Raw genomic sequence first — 16,750 nt, 5'->3', positions numbered from 1 at the left:
CTCTCGATAGCAAAGACGCCGAACCGGATCTCGAAGACTACGACTACCCCGGCCGCTTCATCGACCGCGCGCGCGGCAAGTTCCTCAGCCAACGCGCCCTCGAACGCCACCGCGCCGACTACCGCCAGGCCGAAGGTCGCGGCGACCAGACCACACTGGTCAGCGGCCACTTCATGGAAATGTCTGATCACCCGCGCACCGAGTGGAACGACCTGTGGCTGCTCACCGAAATCGTCCACGAAGGCAAACAGCCGCAAGTCCTCGAAGAAGGCGTGACCAGCGACACCACCGACAACAAGGACGACTTCCACCAGGGCTACCGCAACACCTTCCTCGCCACCCCGTGGGACGTGTTCTACCGCCCGGCCCTCGAACACCCGAAACCCCGCGTCCTCGGCAGCCAGACCGCCCACGTCACCGGCCCCAAAGGCGAAGAAATCCACTGCGACCAATACGGCCGCATCAAGGTGCAATTCCACTGGGACCGCGAAGGCCAGGCCGACGACAAAACCAGTTGCTGGCTGCGCGTCTCCAGCTCTTGGGCCGGCGACCGCTACGGCGCCATCAGCATCCCGCGCATCGGCATGGAAGTCCTCGTCACCTTCCTCGAAGGCGACCCCGACCAACCCCTCGTCACCGGCTGCCTGTACCACAAGGAAAACCCGGTGCCGTACGCACTGCCGGCGAACAAGACGCGCAGCGTGTTCAAGACACTCAGCTCGCCGGGTGGTGGCGGCTACAACGAATTGCGCATTGAAGACAAGAAAGGCGCCGAGCAGATCTACATTCATGCGCAGCGCGATTGGGATGAGAACGTTGAGCACGATCAGAAGATTCGGGTCGGTAATGAACGTCATGACACGGTGGAGAAGAACAGCTACACCGAGCTGAAGGCCGAGGAACACCGCACCACGATTTCCGACCGCAAGATTGAAGCGAAGCTGGATGAACACCTGACGATTGGGCAGAACCAGCATGTGAAGCTGGGGACTGCGCAACTGACCAGCGTGGGGAAAGAGATACACCTCAAGGCTGGGGACAAGATCGTTATTGAAGCCGGGACTGAGCTGACCATTCTTGGCGGCGGTAGCTTTATCAAGCTCGATGGCGGTGGCGTGACGGTGGTTGGGCCGGTGATCAAGATCAACGCTGGCGGTTCGGCTGGTTCCGGAACAGGCATCGGGATTAAGCCGCCGGTGCTGCCGGGGGCGGCGGATAAGGATAAGGCGGGGAGTTTGATGGATCAGGCGTTGGCGAATTCGCCTGAGGAAAAGATCAAACGCAAGCCAAAGCGCATGCTCAATTTTTCTGGGTAATACATCGACGGCAATCCATGCCACCAGGGATCAGAATTCAGGTAATTGGTAATGACAGAGACAACGAACAAAATTCAAAAATGGTCGTATCCCCTGAAAGTGGGTACCGGCGAAGCGACCGGTCCGCAGCAATTCTACAAGGCGTTAGCCAAAGCCAAAGATGGTTACTACCCGTTGGGGGTCAACGGTCTTTGGCATGGTGGTGTTCATTTCGATGAGGCTTCTGGATTGGTCAACGATCTGACAGAGGTCAGGTGCATCGCTGATGGAGAGGTCGTCGCCTACCGTATTGACGAGAAATATCCGACATCTGATTTTGGCTCGACGCACTCGGTTTATTCGACGGGGTTTGTGTTGGTGAAGCATCGACTTGAGCTCCCTGCACCTTCTACGCCGGCTCCTGCTACCGGTGCGGCTGCTGCGCCTGGGCCGAGCCTGACGTTCTTCAGTCTCTATATGCACCTGCTTGATTGGGAAACCTATAAAGCGAATCCTTCGCTTAAGCCACCGGGTTTCTGGGGGAAAGGCCTTTATCAAGTAAAGGAAAATCTTCGAACCAAATCATTGGGGCTAAGGGTTCGTGAAGGCAATTCGTCCCAAACACCTATATTGGCCGTACTACCCCGTGGCACTACGGTTCTCACCAAACCCGCACCGTCCAACCAAAGCTGGCTTGCGGTAGTAAGCGTGACGCCTGAGTTTCCCAGCTTGGCTGTCAACACTGGATGGGTATTTAAGGGGGAAATGAAACATCTGGGGGGGGAGAGCTACTTGGTAGGGGAGGAAGCACAAGACGCTCCTCCAGACCAGAAGAGCGGCGCCAACGTTCGCGATACGACCCGCGGTGGGCAACCTATCGCGTTTTTACCGGCGGGTACACAGATCAGAATTAGCGACGAACAAGCCGCAAGACAGTACCGTAAGCTAGTGGAGATCATAAGCGGTCAGCCTATTCCAGCTCTCAACGCAGGTGATGACGGTAAATTGCCTGGATTTGTCTGGCTTGAAGATTTGGAGGCCAAGAACGAGCCCCATGCTCCTATTGGGCAGGTAATTCCACTTGCTGAGACCTTCAAAGTTAAGGCCGGTGAGGTGTTGGGGCATGTTGGGAAATATCAGACCCATGCAGATTCCGCGCCGAAGAATTTGTTACACCTCGAAGTTTTCAGCTGTGAGGACGTGGAAGCTTTTACTAGCAAAAGTAAAGAGAAGGCTATCGGCCTGCCCGCTGCTGAAAAGACGTTAGTCAAGATACCAGTTGATACGCTGTTGGTTACTCATGCACCACATATGAATGCCACGAATCCTCCTAAAACAGCAGATCCAGGAAACAAAGTTGGCTATGACTTCTATATTCCTGTTGGACTGCTTGAAGCATTACCCGCGGAGAAGAAAATCAAAGAGTCTGTAGTGATGGGTACATCGACTTCCACTACCTATTGGTGGCGCTTAGATGGGTTGTTAGGTGGCAAAGATGGTAATGGAATTGATGGATGGTTTGCAGAACCCGATACAGTGCTCTCGCGGCACTCTCCGTTTGAGTGGGATGGGTTCACCTTTATTAACGAAACTACAAGCAATGTCGATCACTTAGCAGCTTTTCTGCATGCTCAAGAGAGTCTCGATGAACAAGAGCGAGAGTCGTATCTGCCGAATGTAGAGACCGCCCTAGCTGGCTCTGTTAATGAGACGTTGTACAAAATTCTCGACAGGAATGGAGATAAAAAAATCGCGCCGTCTGAAATTGCTGAGGCGTTGGGCAAACCATGGTTCTCTCAACCTATATCGCAGATGGTGACGCGGTATGAGAATGAATGGGACTACAAAAAAGAAACTTGGGATGCTCTGGATGAAATCATTGGTCACAGCGATTCTGATCCTCATAAAGCGTGGGTAGAGGAAAAGGCTCGAATCGAACGATTGAGCTGGTGGGACAAGCTGAAGGGTAAGCATGGTATCGATAGTGCAAATGTCTGGCACATTCATCCTTTAGGTTTTATTGGCAATTTTGCAGGGAAGGCAGAAAGGGAGTTAATAACTCGAACAATGCTGAAAGCGGCTAGGCCGAACATTGCCGATGATTATTGTGAATCGATACTGCCATTTTTGAATAAATACGCAAGGCTATACAAAATTGATACGCCATTGAGGATCGCTCATCTATTGTCTCAGGTAGGACATGAAAGCGGGTTTAAGATTAGACAGGAGGATCTTGACTATAACCCCCGCCGCATGAGGGAGATGTTTGGTTGTCGGAATAATCAGAATGGTTATAATGCGGCGCAGGACGAGTGTATTGTTTTGCCAAGACTGCGTCCAAAGTTGTGGAGTGAGTCAGCTACATATGCGCATAACCCGGTTAATTTGGGTAGCTATGTTTATGGCGGCAGAAATGGTAATGGAGACGAGGCGAGCCAAGAAGGGTATAAGTATCGGGGTAGAGGCATCATCCAATTAACCGGTAAATCTAACTATCGTGAATATACACGAATTCATAATCTAAGGGATCCTGCGGATCCCAAGGACTTTGTGGTAGATCCCGATCTGATTGTAAATGAATTAAAGTATGGGATAGAGTCGGCGTTTGTTTGGTGGGATATGAATAATATGAATGGTCTGATTGCAACCTCATATGCTTCGCGGACTGAGGCGAATATCTCGCTACATGTTGCCGATATATCTACTAAAGTGAATGGCGGAACAATTGGTTTGGCAAATAGGGTGATCTTGTTTAATAATTTGCGCGGAATGGTTGAAGCGGAGTTAAATTGATGAGAAATATTGTTCTGTTTTTGATTTTTGGCTATTCCGCTTGGTTAAGGGCGGAAGGTCAAATTATTGTTTTGGATCCGCCTTTCAATGAAGCTGTAAAAGTAGAATTTTCATCATCTGAAAGCGACCGAGGGCAAACGCTAAGAGGTAGTTTGATAGCCAAAGGTGGGAAGCGCTATGCAATTCCCGACACTTGTGAGCCTGAGGGAGGGGAAGCTGAGTTAACTGACGCATTTACCGTTAAAGGGAGAGAAGTATATTTTCTTTTTACGTGCGTTTGGGCTGTTCAACACTCGGGTCTCGGGCTAAGTGGTAAGCAGTATGAAACCTTTGTTTACTCCGGAAGTGACTTGGCTTCGATCGGGAATATGAAATCACTATCCCAAAGTCTTTCTGCATATGAAGGTAGTTTGGAGGAGGGGGGTAATAGCTATTCTTGGTATACGCAGCGTAAACTTGCCGCGGAAAAGATAGCTGAAGTAGAAGCGGGTAGAAAAATAGACTCTATAGCGTTGGCGCATAATGTCGTTTTGGTTCGTTTGAAAGATATGGATTACGATGCGATTAAATCTTATCTTAATCCTGGGCGGTTACTGCAGTTGCAAGTAGATTATCCTCTAAGTGCTTCTACTGTAGTTGCATATAACGATTTTGGTTATGCTTTGGCGCAAGCAGGGGAATACGATAGTTCATATAAGCTTCTGGCGGAAATCGAAAAGAATTTTCCTAGTAGAGTGGTGTTGAAGCTCAATATCGCAGATGTGCTCTGGGAGACTGATAGGGCGCGGTCAGCGGCTTACTATAAAGAGTATGTCGACTTGATGCAGAAGTCAGGAAAAGCAAAAAACATACCTAAGAAGGCGCTTGAGCGAAGTCAAGAGAAGTAAACTATATTTTTAAGAAATAATATTGGCTCCCACGTTTTAATAATGATTTGAAAACGTGGGCTGTGCCTGAGGGATCCCCGATTTTTCTTACAGAAAATCAAGAAGTTGCGATATTGAAGAGACCTGCATGAGTCGGCAACTTGGTTTGCACCACACAAATACAAGTTTTGGGTGTCCGGTCTTCGCCCGCTAATAGCCCAAAGTGGAGCGACTCGATAGCATTCTGCGACATTGCAGGGAGAAGTTTTAACAACGGCTTCTCCGATGTCTCATTGGATAAGGCGACGTTTTCCGACACCGAATTGCAGCTGACCTTCAAGCTGATGTCGTTGGTTGGAGTGAATGAAATTACCGAGTTATGCAAATTCAGCGTTGATGGTGAACGTCTCGCTGAACCTGAATGTACGGAGCAGTAATGGTCGTGTATTGCACATCTGGCAGCCGGGCCATCGGAGAGTCACAGTGAAAGTCGTTTCGCTGCTGTTCCTGGCATTGCCGTGGGCATTGTCCGCTAGCGCAGCGCCGGCCGGTGTCAGTACAAGCCAAGCAATGCCCGCCGCCATGGTCGCTGCGCTAACGAAGGAAAGTGAAATGCCTTTCGATAGTTTCCACTCCATTGCAGGTGGCGTCGTGAACTGGAGTGGTGGAACGATTACTGCCGTGGTTATTGAAGATCCGAATAGCATTTGTGCGATTTACAGGTATCAAGAAGGCCAGTTGGATCGGCCTTTTCACGGCGTGCCCTGTAAGTTTCTGGGGCCACCCTCGCTGATGTCGGATAGAAAAACTGCTATGCCCGATGTCGTGTTCGCCGTCGAGTTGTTCGTCCCCAACCGGGGCGGGATGGCCAATCATAAAGTGGCGTTTTATTACGATGCAGAGAAGAACGCTTATTGCGAGAGTCAGTCGCTTGCGAGCTGGTATCTGTCGGGAAATCGGGCGCTGGCTCCTGATCTTCAGGATGGGCAGTGTGTAGCGGGATCGGAATAGACCAGTACGCCCCGATCTCTCATAAGGAAATGAACATGAAAAAAGTACTTATTCTACTATCCAGCCTCTTCCCGCTAGTGGCTCACGGCGCAGTCACCAGCGAATCCTTTTGCTTCGAACTCTCCGAATCCAGTCCGGTAAAGTTTGAGTTCCGTACCTTTTACGACGCGTCCAGCAAATGGTCAGGTGGCTTCGTCAAGTACGCCAAGTCCAGTGAGCCCATCTCTATTGTGTTGACGAATACCGAGGAAGAGATGCTCGGTTCTGACACCCCTTGGCAGAGCGCCACAATGTGGTCTGAAGTCGTCAATGGCAAGGTCGCGGGGACCTACGATTTCGTGACTCAAGGGACGCAGATCGTCTCGATGAAGTACACGAAAAAGTCCAACGGTAAGGTTTACCACTTCTTGAGTAACCCCAACATCGACTCCTCCCAGGAGTCCGGATGCAAGTGGGAGTAGGGGCAAGCACATGCAATTCAAAACTCTAGCGGTATCACTGCTCGGCCTGCTGTGGGCGATCCCGGCGTTGGCCGAAACCACCACATTCAGTCCAACCCAAGGCGTCGAAGCAACGCTAACCCTCGAAGGCTCAACGCTGAATATCGCGGTTAAAAGCGATGCACATAGCGAGTCGCGAACAATCAATTTTGAAGCCGAAAACGAACTCCACGTGCAGTTCGACGACTTTAATTTCGACGGCGCCCAGGATTTCGCGATCTGGCAGCTTGATGACGGCATGGGCACCTACGACTACTACCGTGTGTTCGTTTACCAAGCCAAAACCGGCACGTTCGAGGAGTTGCAGCCGGACTGCGGCGATGGTTTCGTCAATCTGCGCGTCGACAAAAAACGCAAAGTGTTGCTCAGCACTTATTGGGAGATGAACAGACCGAAGCAATGCGTCACCCGATTCACCAATCGCAAAACCCGAATGACTCAAGGATGAACACAGTGAAACGCTTAGTCTTAACGCTGTTGGCTGCTCTGTTACTGCCCATTTCGGCAGCCTATGCGGAGGATGACTGCAGCAACGTCACCTCAAGCATGGAAATGGTGCCCTGCTCTGAGGCGGCGAAGAAGGCTGCCGATGCGCAGTTGAACGTTAGCTACAAGCAGCTGATGGCGCGGCTTGAATCTGACTATCGAACAGATCCGGCGTTGGGCGCGGAGTACGCGGCGAAGGTTAAAGAGTCGCAGCGTGCGTGGTTGAAATTGCGCGATGCGAACTGTCCGTTGGAGGCGTTCGAGATCGAGGTGGGTAAGCCTGCGTACGTGGCGGTCAGCAACTTGTGCATCGCCAGAATGAGTCGCGAGCGCTCGGCGTATCTAGACAAGATTGTCCCTGCGCTTGCATCCGATAAGAGCGCTTCGACGGCACCGACCAGCGACGCTTGCCCCTCGGAGGAGTTCGCGCCTTTCCTGACAGCGTTTTCCGCCAACAGCGAATCACAACGCCGTCTCACTGCGATGACGGTCAAGTCGCTGGTGTTGAAACCGGTAGCGGGAAAGGATCGAAGTACTTTTGAGCCTTCGACCTCGGGTGTCAGTGGAGCTACCTTCAGCTATCCACTGATGGCTGCAATCCCACCCGGCAAGACACCTGGAGTCGAGATCGAAGAGGTCGACGACAGTCACGTCAACGTGGTGGATAAGCGAGCGGGAAACAGCAATGTGAAAATCTTCAACTTCTCTCGGCAGGCCTGTTGGGTGCTGGAGGGAATTGAGGATTGGTCGATCAGCGAAAAGGATCTTGTCGCAACGGAAACCTCTGGAAGGAGTCGCGCCGAGAACTTCTGTTATCAACGTGCCGAAGCGTTAGGTGGGTTGGGATTTCTTGAGCAATACCCGCTTACGGTGGAGTTGATTGAAGCGTCCCTGGAAAATTATTTATGTGCTGCAGAGTCGGGTGATGCACAGGCGAGCTTGTCGGCAGCAAGCCTGAGTCTTTCGCAAATGGCGTCGCAGTTGGAAACCCCTAGAGTTGAGGCATTGTTCAAAGCAGCCTCGAAAATACCGAGTGGTGCGTTGGGCTATGCCACGTTTTTTTGTTTAGGCAATTCCACCGACTACAGCGGTCCTTGCCTCCATCCCGCGGAGGCAGAAAAACAGGTTATTCGTGCTGTTTCCATGGGTTCCACAGAGGCGATGATTTATTTGGCTTCTTCTTTCGAAAGTGGCGATTTGGGAGCGAAGGATATGTCCCGAGCATTAGCCTGTTATCAAATGGCGGCTGACAAAGATATTCAGTCGAGCATCGACAGCGTGAAACGATTGGGATCGCAAGGCGCGGAATCGATCAAGGCCAGTCACTGCATTTGAAATGCCAGGTCATGTTTGATGCGTTTTCGCAGTCGTTGAGTCTGAATCCGTCCGGTAAAACGTTTAGTTTTTGAGCATCTGACGACCGCGATTTTCCTTTAAACTCCCCACCCCCAAGGAATGCGCTCAGGACACGGAATGCCAGCCCCCTCGATCTCCCTTCGCCCCGCGTTAGTGCTCTGGCTATACGCCGCCGCAATTGTGCACATTCTCGCCGGTCTGACCCTGACCTGGGCCGGTCACTCCGGTTTACTCGACGGCTATTTGCACACCCTCGAACGCGCATTCTGGGGCGCTGAAGCGGTGCCCGCGGCCGGCCACGAACAGCAGGTCTGGTGGCTCGCGCTGTTCGGCGCGACGCTGCAAAGCTATTCGCTGTACATGCTCGCGCTGGTGCACATCGGCAATCGTTCGAAAGCGCCGAGTGTGTGGGGCTGGTTGATCGCTGGTGTCCTGTTGTGGGCACCGCAGGACATGTGGCTGTCAGCGCAACAACAGGTCTGGTCGCACCTGTGGCTCGACGGTTTTGCGCTGCTGATGCTGTTGCCGCCGCTGGTCTGGCTGTATCGCCATGACTGCCGGAAATCCCCTCGAGTAAAACCTCAGAGTACGTCCAATCCGTTTGCCGGCAGCGCCTACAAGCGCGTGCTGATCACTGGTGGCACAGGGTTTATCGGTGAAGCCTTAGTCAACCAACTGCTCGACGCCGGCCACTCCGTCAGCGTACTGACACGCGATCCATTGAACGCGGCCAATCTATTCAACGGCCGCGTCCGCTGCGTACATTCGCTCAGCGAACTCAGCCACGACGAAGCCTTCGACGTAGTGATCAATCTCGCCGGCGCCCCCGTCGCCGGCCCGCGCTGGACTCCCAAACGTCAGGCGCAACTGCTCGCCAGCCGAGTCGGTACAACCGAAGCACTGATGACCTGGTTGAAGAACACCAAGCAAAAACCAACGCTGTGGATTCAAGCCTCGGCCATCGGTTTCTACGGCGTGCGCGATGCCAGCGAAAGTCTCGATGAACACGCCAGCAAGGGCGCCGGTTTCATGGCCGAACTCTGCGCGCGGTGGGAAGCGGCGGCGCAACCGGCGACGGAATTTGGCGTGCGTCAGGTGGTGTTGCGCCTCGGCGTGGTGTTCGGCCCCGGCGGTGCGTTGTTGCCGTTGCTGCTGCCGTTCCGCCTGGGCTTCGGCGGTCGCATGGGCGATGGTCGGCAGATCATGAGTTGGGTGCACCGCGACGATGTGATTCAGGTGATCGCTCGATCCTTTCACGATGAAAATTTGCGCGGCACCTACAACATGGTCGCGCCTGAAACGGTCAGTCAGGCAGCGTTCGCCGAGAACGTCGGCAAGGTCCTCAAGCGCCCGGTGTGGTTCCACATTCCAGCCGCGCCAGTGCGTGTGTTGGCCGGGGAAATGGCTCAGTTGTTCTTCGACGGTCAGCGCGTGGTGCCGCAGCGTTTGACCGAGGCCGGCTACACATTCCGCTATCCAACCCTCGACGCCGCTCTGCGCGATCTGACCTGAGGATCGCCCATGAGCAAGCCGTTGATGTACCTGCTGGCCGGCAATGGCAGCGCCGCCGATTGGTGGGATGACGCGTTGCCGCACTTTCAGCGCTACGACGTGGTGCCGCTGGAATTGCCGGGCTTCGGCGCCAATCCGCAGCCACCCTGTGAGGATCTTGCCGACTACGCGCAGACCTTGCTGGCGATGACGCAGCAGGGCAGTGCGATCATGGCCGTCGGGGTTAACGCGTTGCTGGTGCTGCACGCGTTGCAACGTCGGCCCGGACATTTTTCTCGCAGTGTTCTGTTGGCGCCGGTCGGGGCGTTTTTGTGGCAGCGTCGCTTGCCGGCACTGATGTCACCGCTGCCGATCCGCAAGTCCATTCACTGGCTGCTGTCGAACAAACCCACGCTGTTCGCGCGCAAGTTCTCCAACCAGACCTGGACGCCCGCGCAGTATCAGCGCATGGGCGCCGGTTATGCGCGCTGCCGTGCGTTTGTGCCGCACTGGGATCTGATCCGTGCCGACACCGCGCTGCCCTTGCTGGAGTGGATCACCGACCCGGTCGAACTGGTCTGGGGCGATCAGGACAAGGTACTGGGCATCGAACAAGCGGCGGCATGGTCGGCGATTCTTGCGCGCGCAGATCTGACCATCAGCCTGAAACCCGGTTGGGGCCATTACCCGTGGATCGACGCACCCGCGCAGTTTGCGCAGTGGCTGGAGTCGGGCGAGCGCGGGTTTGTTGCGCACACCAAGGGCGGGCGTTTGCGCTTGGCTGAACTGGCCCGGCAGCCGGTGCCGGCGGCGCTGACGCTCAGCGACTGCACCGATCCGCGTCTGCCGGCATTTCTCGCTGCTCAACCTGATGTGACCTGGGCGGTGCGCTCCTCCAGTTATGGCGAGGATCAGGCCGATTCGGCGAATGCCGGGTTGAGCACCACCTATCTGCGCGAGCCGACCGCCAACGTGCCTAAACGCATCGCCGAACTGACGGCCGAAGGCGTCGAGGAAGTGGTGGTGCAGCGCTTCGTCACCCCGGTAGTGTCCGGGATCGCCTTCGTGCGACATCTCTCGGTAGAGCTGGAGTGGGTTGAAGGCCATCTCGAATCGCTGGCCGACGGTCATGTCAGCCCTTCGCGGGCAACGCTTTCGCGGGTTGGCGATGCCTGGCGAAGCGGCGCGTTCACGCCATCCCACGGCTTGACCGAAGAGCGGCTATGGCAATTTCTGCAAGACGTGCTGCGGGTATTTCACTACGTACCAGGCGACGTCGAATGGGCCTGGGACGGTACGCAACTGTGGCTGCTGCAATATCGGCCGATCAGCGACTACGGCTGGCGCCGCCACCTGACGGCCGCCAACATCGCCGAGATCCTGCCGCCGCAACCGAGCGTCTTTGTGGAGTACGCCCAGCGCCGGGCAGCGGCGAGTATTCCAGCGATCATGGCGCGCTGGGATGCGCGAGTGTTGCAGGACAACGAGCCGTTCACCGCCGTGTTCGGCGGCGCGTCCTACATCAACAACGACCTGTTCCTCGCCCGACTCGCCGACTGGGGCATCAGCGCCAGCAACTACGCCGGTGAAGTCGGCGGCGCGACTCCACATCTGCCGTGGCAACCACTGAAAATGCTGCGTTCGTTGCCGCTGTTTTTGCGTATGCAACGCATTGCCCGTGATCATCTGCTGACGCTTGAACGTGGCTTGCAGCGTTTCGATCAGGAGTTGACCGACCTCGTCGCCCAGGGTGCCGACGGCCAGCAACTGGCAGACTGGTTCACCCGGTTTTACGTGTTCGTGGTGCAAGGCAATCTGTGCATCGCCACGGCGCTGGCCAGTAGCGGCGGCGATTGGCTCGGGCGCCCGCCGACCGCTTACGACAACCTTGGGAACAGCCCGCATCGATTGCCGTGGGAGACCGATCCGGCCACCCCTCGGCCGACGGCGAGCGAGTTGCCGCTCCAGCCATTTCCGCAATGGTCAGGGCTGATCCGCCTCGCGCATTCGATCGGCCTGCCGGGCCTGCGCGGCTACTACCTGCAAGTGCGCGAGTGGTATCGCGACAACCTGATGCGCATCTTCTTCCGCCTGCACCACGCCATGCCGTTGGCGGATCGCGAGCATTGGTTCGCGCCGCATCCCGACGTTCGAAGCCGCGACGGCAGCTTCTGGCAGGACGGTCGCGAAGGTGCGGAGCAGGCCACCGGGTTCATGATTTATCCGGGGCAGGTGCGGGGCATCCTCGGCGAGGATATTTTGCTTGAAGACACCCTCGATCCGGGGCGTCATGCGCACTATCAAGCCGCGCGGGCGGTGATTGCGCGAATGGGTGGGCGGTTGTCCCATGGCTCGACGTTGCTGCGGGAGTTGCGCAAGCCGTCGGCGGTGATGCCGCAGGTTGATCCGGCGTGGGTGGGGTGTGAGGTGGTGTATCGGGATGGTGAGTTGGAATTGATGAATTCGAAGGATATGAAGTGAGCATTCAAGGCTTTCGCGGGTTGCTCTTCGGTTTGTTTGCGCTTGCACAAACGGGCTATGGCGTTGCCGCAGATACCGTGCTGCTCGGTAGCGCGCCCGGCCAGTCGACCATTGCCAGCGGCCCTGCCGAGACCGTTGTCGACATGGGCTCTTGCCGCTTTTCCATGCCGCTGGTGCAGGACCAATGGTTGACGTTCGACGATTTCTATCCGGTGTTTGTCGCGGCCAAACAACTACCCAAACCCTCCAGCGCCCCTCGGCTGTGGCAAGCGCAAACGTCCAGTGGCGCCGAGTGGCACTTCGAGAAACCTGCCAACCTCAGTCAGCCGTGGTTTGGCCTGATGTGTGAAAACACTGAGTACTTTTCCCTTCTCACCGACTGGAAACCTCCAGAGGACGATGCGTTTGCGGTGCAAGTACTGCGTGATGACAACGACCGGAGGTGCCCGGCGACGCTCACCGATCAGGGCTGGGTGCCCAATTCGCTGGCGGGTCGCGCGAACACCTACACCTTCGAGCAATGGGGCGGGGAAAAGTCGTCGGGGTTCATCTTCGGTTTCCACGACAAGTCACGACGCCATATCACCCGCGTCGCCTTTTGCCTGCTGCGGGGCAAAGACGTGCTGATCGGCTCGGCGGAATCAGGCTCAGCCACGCCGTTGTCGATCAGCGCCCAAGGGTTCGAACAGATCAAGACAGCGGTGCGTGGCATTGCCTTCCAATGAACATCCCGACGGTATGTCGCATAGATGGAGTTACAGCGTGAAAGGATTTTCGGTTTTACTCAGCGTCATCTTGTTGGTCGCCGCTTCACTGGCATTCGCCGCCGACCCCGACTTCAAGGATTACCCCGTCACACCAGTTTTCACCGGCACCCACCATGCACTGGTGCCGCAGGAAAACAGTAATCCGGTGATGGACAGTGCGCGATCAAAAGCCTTGAAAGGCAAGGTCAACTTCGCCGGCCATTACATCCTTAACCCGTTGGGTTGTGGCGGCGGTGCTATTTGCGCCGAAGTGCTCGATGCACAAACCGGTGAAGTCGCTGGCGGGCTGCCGAATGCCTACGACGGCAGCACGTTCGCCATGCTCTACCAACCCGACAGCCGCTTGATTTTCATCACAGGGATTTCCCTTGATGGCGAAGTAGACGCACAGGGCAATTCGCTGGAGAGCGTTAACCGCGACCGTTACTACGAGTTTGTGAACAACGAGTTTCGATTGCTGACGATAACCGACACGGACTCGCCGCCGTTTGAATAAGGATGATGGGATGAACCGTTTTTTCATTCGGCCCGTGCTGAGTGTGCTTCTGCTTCTGCTTTTGCCTTACGCCATGCGTCCTGCCGATCGGTGACGGTGGATGACGCAGAAACCCACCTCATCCCGGTCTGCTCAGACCAAACGATCAACATCGGCGGCAAGGTGCTGCGGCGTGATGTCGGCAAGGTTTCGCAACTCACCTCCGACGGTGCGAAGACGAAGATGCTGAGCAACGTGGTGGTGGCAATGGATTGCGTGACAGGCAGCAAGGGCTGCCTTGTTTCAATCGGCGGCTACGGCGGTTGCGGTGCCTGTCCGGAGTGGCGCGGCTATTACTCGACGGCGGGGCGATTGGAGCAGTACAGCTTCGATAATAACCAGCGCTCATTTGGCTCGAAGGGTTCGCGAGAAGCACTGATTGAGGCGTATGGCGTTAGCAAAAGACAACTGCAATCGGAGAGCCCTGCAGTGAAAAGGATTGAATATGGCCAGCCTTAAGTGGGTGTTGATCGGCAGCCTGTTTGCCACCGCCAGTGCCTTTGCCGAAGAGCCACCAATAGTCGGTATCGACGGGCACACCGTGACGTTACAGGCAAAAAAGTGGACTTCACCTGTGGTGGAGTCTGCCACTGCCTGGTTCACGGCGAATGGAAAGACGTTTACGCTCTTCCATGCCGGCATTGGTACTCAGGCCTATCCCGAATGGCTTAGTCCCGATAAGAAAGCGTTGTTGGCGACCCCGGTGGAGTACGGCGTAGTCATAGGTGAGAACGGTGAAGAAATAGCGAGAGGTTTCCATGAAAAAGTCCAAACATGAACCCAAGCCTATGATGGCTGCCCGGTTCCAGGCTGAAGCTCGTGAAGCTTTGGCCAAGCGTTCCGGTAAGCGCAGCCGCTTTCTGGATGTTGCTCTGTCCAACGGCTGTGATTTCGAGCCTGTCGGTCGACTGGCCGGTTGAAGGTTTTTGATTCTCAAAAAAGCTGCCCTGATTGGCAGCTTTTTTGTGTCTGGATTTTTGCAGGCAATTGCAGAAAGGGGACTTAACGTCCCCTTTCTGCATCCGCAAATCGCTTCACGGCTTGGTCGGCGTACTGCGCACTTCAATGTGGTCGAGCATGCCTTCGACCATCAATCTCACGCCGTCCGACATTCTGCTCAGTGCCAGCGCGACTGAGCGGCGTGAGCCTTCGAGGTCGTCGGCCAGGTCGGCGGAAATGACGCTGATGGACAGAAGGTCTTCGGAGGCGTTGGCCATGAGGGCTTCGGCGTCGGTTCCGGGGGAGAGGCTGAAGAGGCCGCCCTGGCGTTTTGGTCGTGGTTCGACGGCGGGTTTGAAATGGTGATCGAGGGCGCGCTCGGCGGCTTCGTGGAATTTCTTTGATTCCAGAGATTCGTAGGGCGAAACGTCTGGGTTTTTTGGGGGATTGGGTGTTGGTTTGATCATTCGGTCTTACTCCAGTTAAAGAAGCCGACACCGTTTCGCTCGCACTTCGAAAGTGGTGGCAGCTGTGCATAGGTGTGCAAGACCGGTGGAGTAACCCGGCAGACCCGAAGGTCTCCCATACACAGCAGCCATAACGATCCGCGAGCATAGGAAAACGCTCGGCGAATTGCCATAACCAATGTGTACTCCCGCCGGACTTGCACGTCCGTATCGCCGATTTTGAGGCGACACACAGAGCCTATCCACATCGCACCAACTCGCCTAGTTCATGAACACCCCGGCGCTTTGCAGGAAATTTCCCATAGGTTTGCGGGGTGGAAGATCAAAAGATCGCAGCCTTCGGCGGCTCCTACAGAAATGTGTGTCGGCAGGTGTAGGACCGAGGTTATTAGCCGACCTTAAATATATAGATATCCCGGATGCCCCAACCCCAGTAGCAATCGCGTAGCTTCTGCCTTACTTCTTGTGCGACCACGGCGTTGGTGGCACCAGCCTGCCAGCTATACCGACCCTCGTTAACATCAAGAAATTGATAGATCCCAGCTCCAGTACGCACCATGGCGACAGTGTGCCCCCAGTTCTGTGCGGTGGCGGGTTGGTTGGCATCGGAGCCAAACATAACGATGACCGCGCCGCTGCCCGCAGCTAATGCAAGGTGAGGGGCCATTTGAATGAGGCTATGAACGTGATGGGCATGAAACGGCCGTCCTTGGCGTCGCGCCGGGTCTTCGATAAATCTTTGGGTGGGGGATGCGGCAATCTGCAGATACTGGGCATATTGGGCACCACCCCAATTGCCTCTGAGTGCATATTCCCATCTGAGGGCATAGGCCCTTTGGTGAGACACCCCACGCAAATACGCAGTCTCGATATCCCAAGGTTGATTTTGCAATGTGGTAAGAACCCACTCAGTCGACATGGCATGACAGACGCCACCCAGACTTTGAAGATCTATGACATTGGTGTTGAGCCACGTTACTTGATCAAGCGGAATGTCCAAATTCATCGAATCTTCCTTTTTCGATTGGTTGGAAAACTGGGGGGATGACCCAAACGGCACGATTGTGGGTATAGCACACAAAACCAGCGCAGGTAGTTGCCTGGCGAGATGGCGTGACTTGGCAGTCATCATGCGAGAAAAGCGCGGCATCGTCTTCTAACCATCGGCGATAGTGGCGAATCTTTCCGAATCCCTTAAACTGCGCCGGCCGTTCATTTTCCTTTTGAGGCTGTGCGCATGAAATTTCGTTTTCTTCTGTGGATGCTGGGTCTGTTGATGGGTAAGGCCAGTCGGACAAATCCTGCGTTCCAGCAGCAGTTGGGTGACAAGGCATTGGTGTTTCAGCTACAGACCCTGGACGGGAAAGTGGCGCGGCATTTCGTGGTGAAGGATCAGCGGATCACCAGCAAGTCCGGCACGTATGCCGAGCCTGCGTTTGCGATTGCCTTCAAAGATGCGGCATATGGCTTTGCCACGATGCAGGCGAAGAACAAGCAATTGGCGTTCATGCAGGGGATTCAGGACAAGTCGATCCAGATCAAAGGCAACCCGGCGCTGGTGATGTGGTTTCAGGGGCTGACCAAGTATTTGAAGCCGAGAAAGGCCAAGCCGAAGGCTTGATTGTTGGCGCGAGGGGAGCTTTGCGGTTCTCAGCCTTGGCCTCTGGCGTGGGTGTTTTGGCTTTCAAAGACAGTCGAACTGTCATTTCTATCAGGTGTGGACGCGCCATTGGCAGTGTTCTACTCAAGTTAGAGTCTCGTAG

At 55.3% G+C, this 16,750-nt stretch carries 17 protein-coding genes; 15 read left to right on the top strand and 2 right to left on the bottom strand.

The window, feature by feature from the left end; all coding sequences use genetic code 11:
* From tssI to K5E40_RS11990, 14 genes are all read left to right on the top strand, one after another.
* Positions 1-1,316, top strand: a 1,316-nt coding sequence (gene tssI / locus K5E40_RS12055; RefSeq protein ID WP_221730924.1) for a type VI secretion system tip protein TssI/VgrG, incomplete at its 5' end; no start/stop codon positions are given.
* A gap of 51 nt (positions 1,317-1,367) precedes the next feature.
* The gene (locus K5E40_RS12050) at positions 1,368-4,088 is read left to right on the top strand and encodes a hypothetical protein (protein WP_221730923.1); all 2,721 of its coding nucleotides are present in this window, start codon (positions 1,368-1,370) and stop codon (positions 4,086-4,088) included.
* Positions 4,088-4,975, top strand: a complete 888-nt coding sequence (locus K5E40_RS12045; RefSeq protein ID WP_221730922.1) for a hypothetical protein — start codon at positions 4,088-4,090, stop codon at positions 4,973-4,975. Before K5E40_RS12050 ends, K5E40_RS12045 begins: the two co-directional genes overlap by 1 nt.
* 342 nt (positions 4,976-5,317) lie before the next feature.
* A complete protein-coding gene (locus K5E40_RS12040; protein WP_221730921.1) occupies positions 5,318-5,965 on the top strand; it encodes a hypothetical protein in 648 nt (215 codons plus the stop codon).
* Positions 5,966-6,000: 35 nt separating this feature from the next.
* Positions 6,001-6,426 (top strand): hypothetical protein, encoded by a 426-nt coding sequence (locus K5E40_RS12035; RefSeq protein ID WP_221730920.1) that lies wholly within the window; start codon positions 6,001-6,003, stop codon positions 6,424-6,426.
* A gap of 10 nt (positions 6,427-6,436) precedes the next feature.
* Positions 6,437-6,913 (top strand): XAC2610-related protein, encoded by a 477-nt coding sequence (locus K5E40_RS12030; protein WP_201229302.1) that lies wholly within the window; start codon positions 6,437-6,439, stop codon positions 6,911-6,913.
* A gap of 5 nt (positions 6,914-6,918) precedes the next feature.
* Positions 6,919-8,286, top strand: a complete 1,368-nt coding sequence (locus K5E40_RS12025; protein ID WP_409339135.1) for a lysozyme inhibitor LprI family protein — start codon at positions 6,919-6,921, stop codon at positions 8,284-8,286.
* Between the two features lie 138 nt (positions 8,287-8,424).
* Positions 8,425-9,819: a TIGR01777 family oxidoreductase gene (locus K5E40_RS12020; RefSeq protein WP_221730918.1), complete on the top strand. Its 1,395-nt coding sequence runs from the start codon at positions 8,425-8,427 to the stop codon at positions 9,817-9,819.
* Positions 9,820-9,828: 9 nt separating this feature from the next.
* Entirely contained in the window at positions 9,829-12,279 is a 2,451-nt protein-coding gene (locus K5E40_RS12015; protein ID WP_221730917.1) for an alpha/beta fold hydrolase, read from the top strand.
* On the top strand, positions 12,276-13,004 hold the full coding sequence (locus tag K5E40_RS12010; RefSeq protein WP_221730916.1) for a hypothetical protein: 729 nt from the start codon (positions 12,276-12,278) through the stop codon (positions 13,002-13,004). Before K5E40_RS12015 ends, K5E40_RS12010 begins: the two co-directional genes overlap by 4 nt.
* Before the next feature lie 37 nt (positions 13,005-13,041).
* Positions 13,042-13,542, top strand: coding sequence for a hypothetical protein (locus K5E40_RS12005; RefSeq protein WP_221730915.1), 501 nt, complete (start codon positions 13,042-13,044; stop codon positions 13,540-13,542).
* A gap of 96 nt (positions 13,543-13,638) precedes the next feature.
* Positions 13,639-14,040 carry a hypothetical protein gene (locus K5E40_RS12000; RefSeq protein ID WP_260455738.1) on the top strand — a complete coding sequence of 134 codons (402 nt, stop codon included), beginning with the start codon at positions 13,639-13,641 and terminating at the stop codon, positions 14,038-14,040.
* Positions 14,027-14,359 carry a hypothetical protein gene (locus K5E40_RS11995; protein WP_221730913.1) on the top strand — a complete coding sequence of 111 codons (333 nt, stop codon included), beginning with the start codon at positions 14,027-14,029 and terminating at the stop codon, positions 14,357-14,359. The genes K5E40_RS12000 and K5E40_RS11995 overlap by 14 nt, the downstream gene beginning before the upstream one ends.
* Positions 14,340-14,501, top strand: a complete 162-nt coding sequence (locus K5E40_RS11990; RefSeq protein ID WP_221730912.1) for a hypothetical protein — start codon at positions 14,340-14,342, stop codon at positions 14,499-14,501. The genes K5E40_RS11995 and K5E40_RS11990 overlap by 20 nt, the downstream gene beginning before the upstream one ends.
* A 114-nt stretch (positions 14,502-14,615) precedes the next feature.
* Here K5E40_RS11990 and K5E40_RS11985 read toward each other — a convergent pair whose 3' ends face one another.
* Both K5E40_RS11985 and K5E40_RS11980 read right to left on the bottom strand, forming a co-directional pair.
* On the bottom strand, positions 14,616-14,987 hold the full coding sequence (locus K5E40_RS11985; protein WP_221730911.1) for a DUF6124 family protein: 372 nt from the start codon (positions 14,985-14,987) through the stop codon (positions 14,616-14,618).
* A gap of 388 nt (positions 14,988-15,375) precedes the next feature.
* Positions 15,376-15,993, bottom strand: a complete 618-nt coding sequence (locus K5E40_RS11980) for a hypothetical protein (protein ID WP_221730910.1) — start codon at positions 15,991-15,993, stop codon at positions 15,376-15,378.
* Between the two features lie 231 nt (positions 15,994-16,224).
* Between K5E40_RS11980 and K5E40_RS11975 the strand changes: the two genes are divergently transcribed.
* A complete protein-coding gene (locus K5E40_RS11975) occupies positions 16,225-16,608 on the top strand; it encodes an SCP2 sterol-binding domain-containing protein (protein ID WP_221730909.1) in 384 nt (127 codons plus the stop codon).
* Positions 16,609-16,750: the final 142 nt, after the last annotated feature.

The organism is Pseudomonas baetica, from assembly GCF_019733355.1.
Lineage (GTDB): Bacteria > Pseudomonadota > Gammaproteobacteria > Pseudomonadales > Pseudomonadaceae > Aquipseudomonas > Aquipseudomonas baetica_A.
The sequence above is the reverse complement of the archived record's forward strand: the minus strand, read 5'-3'. Positions and strand labels throughout refer to the sequence as shown.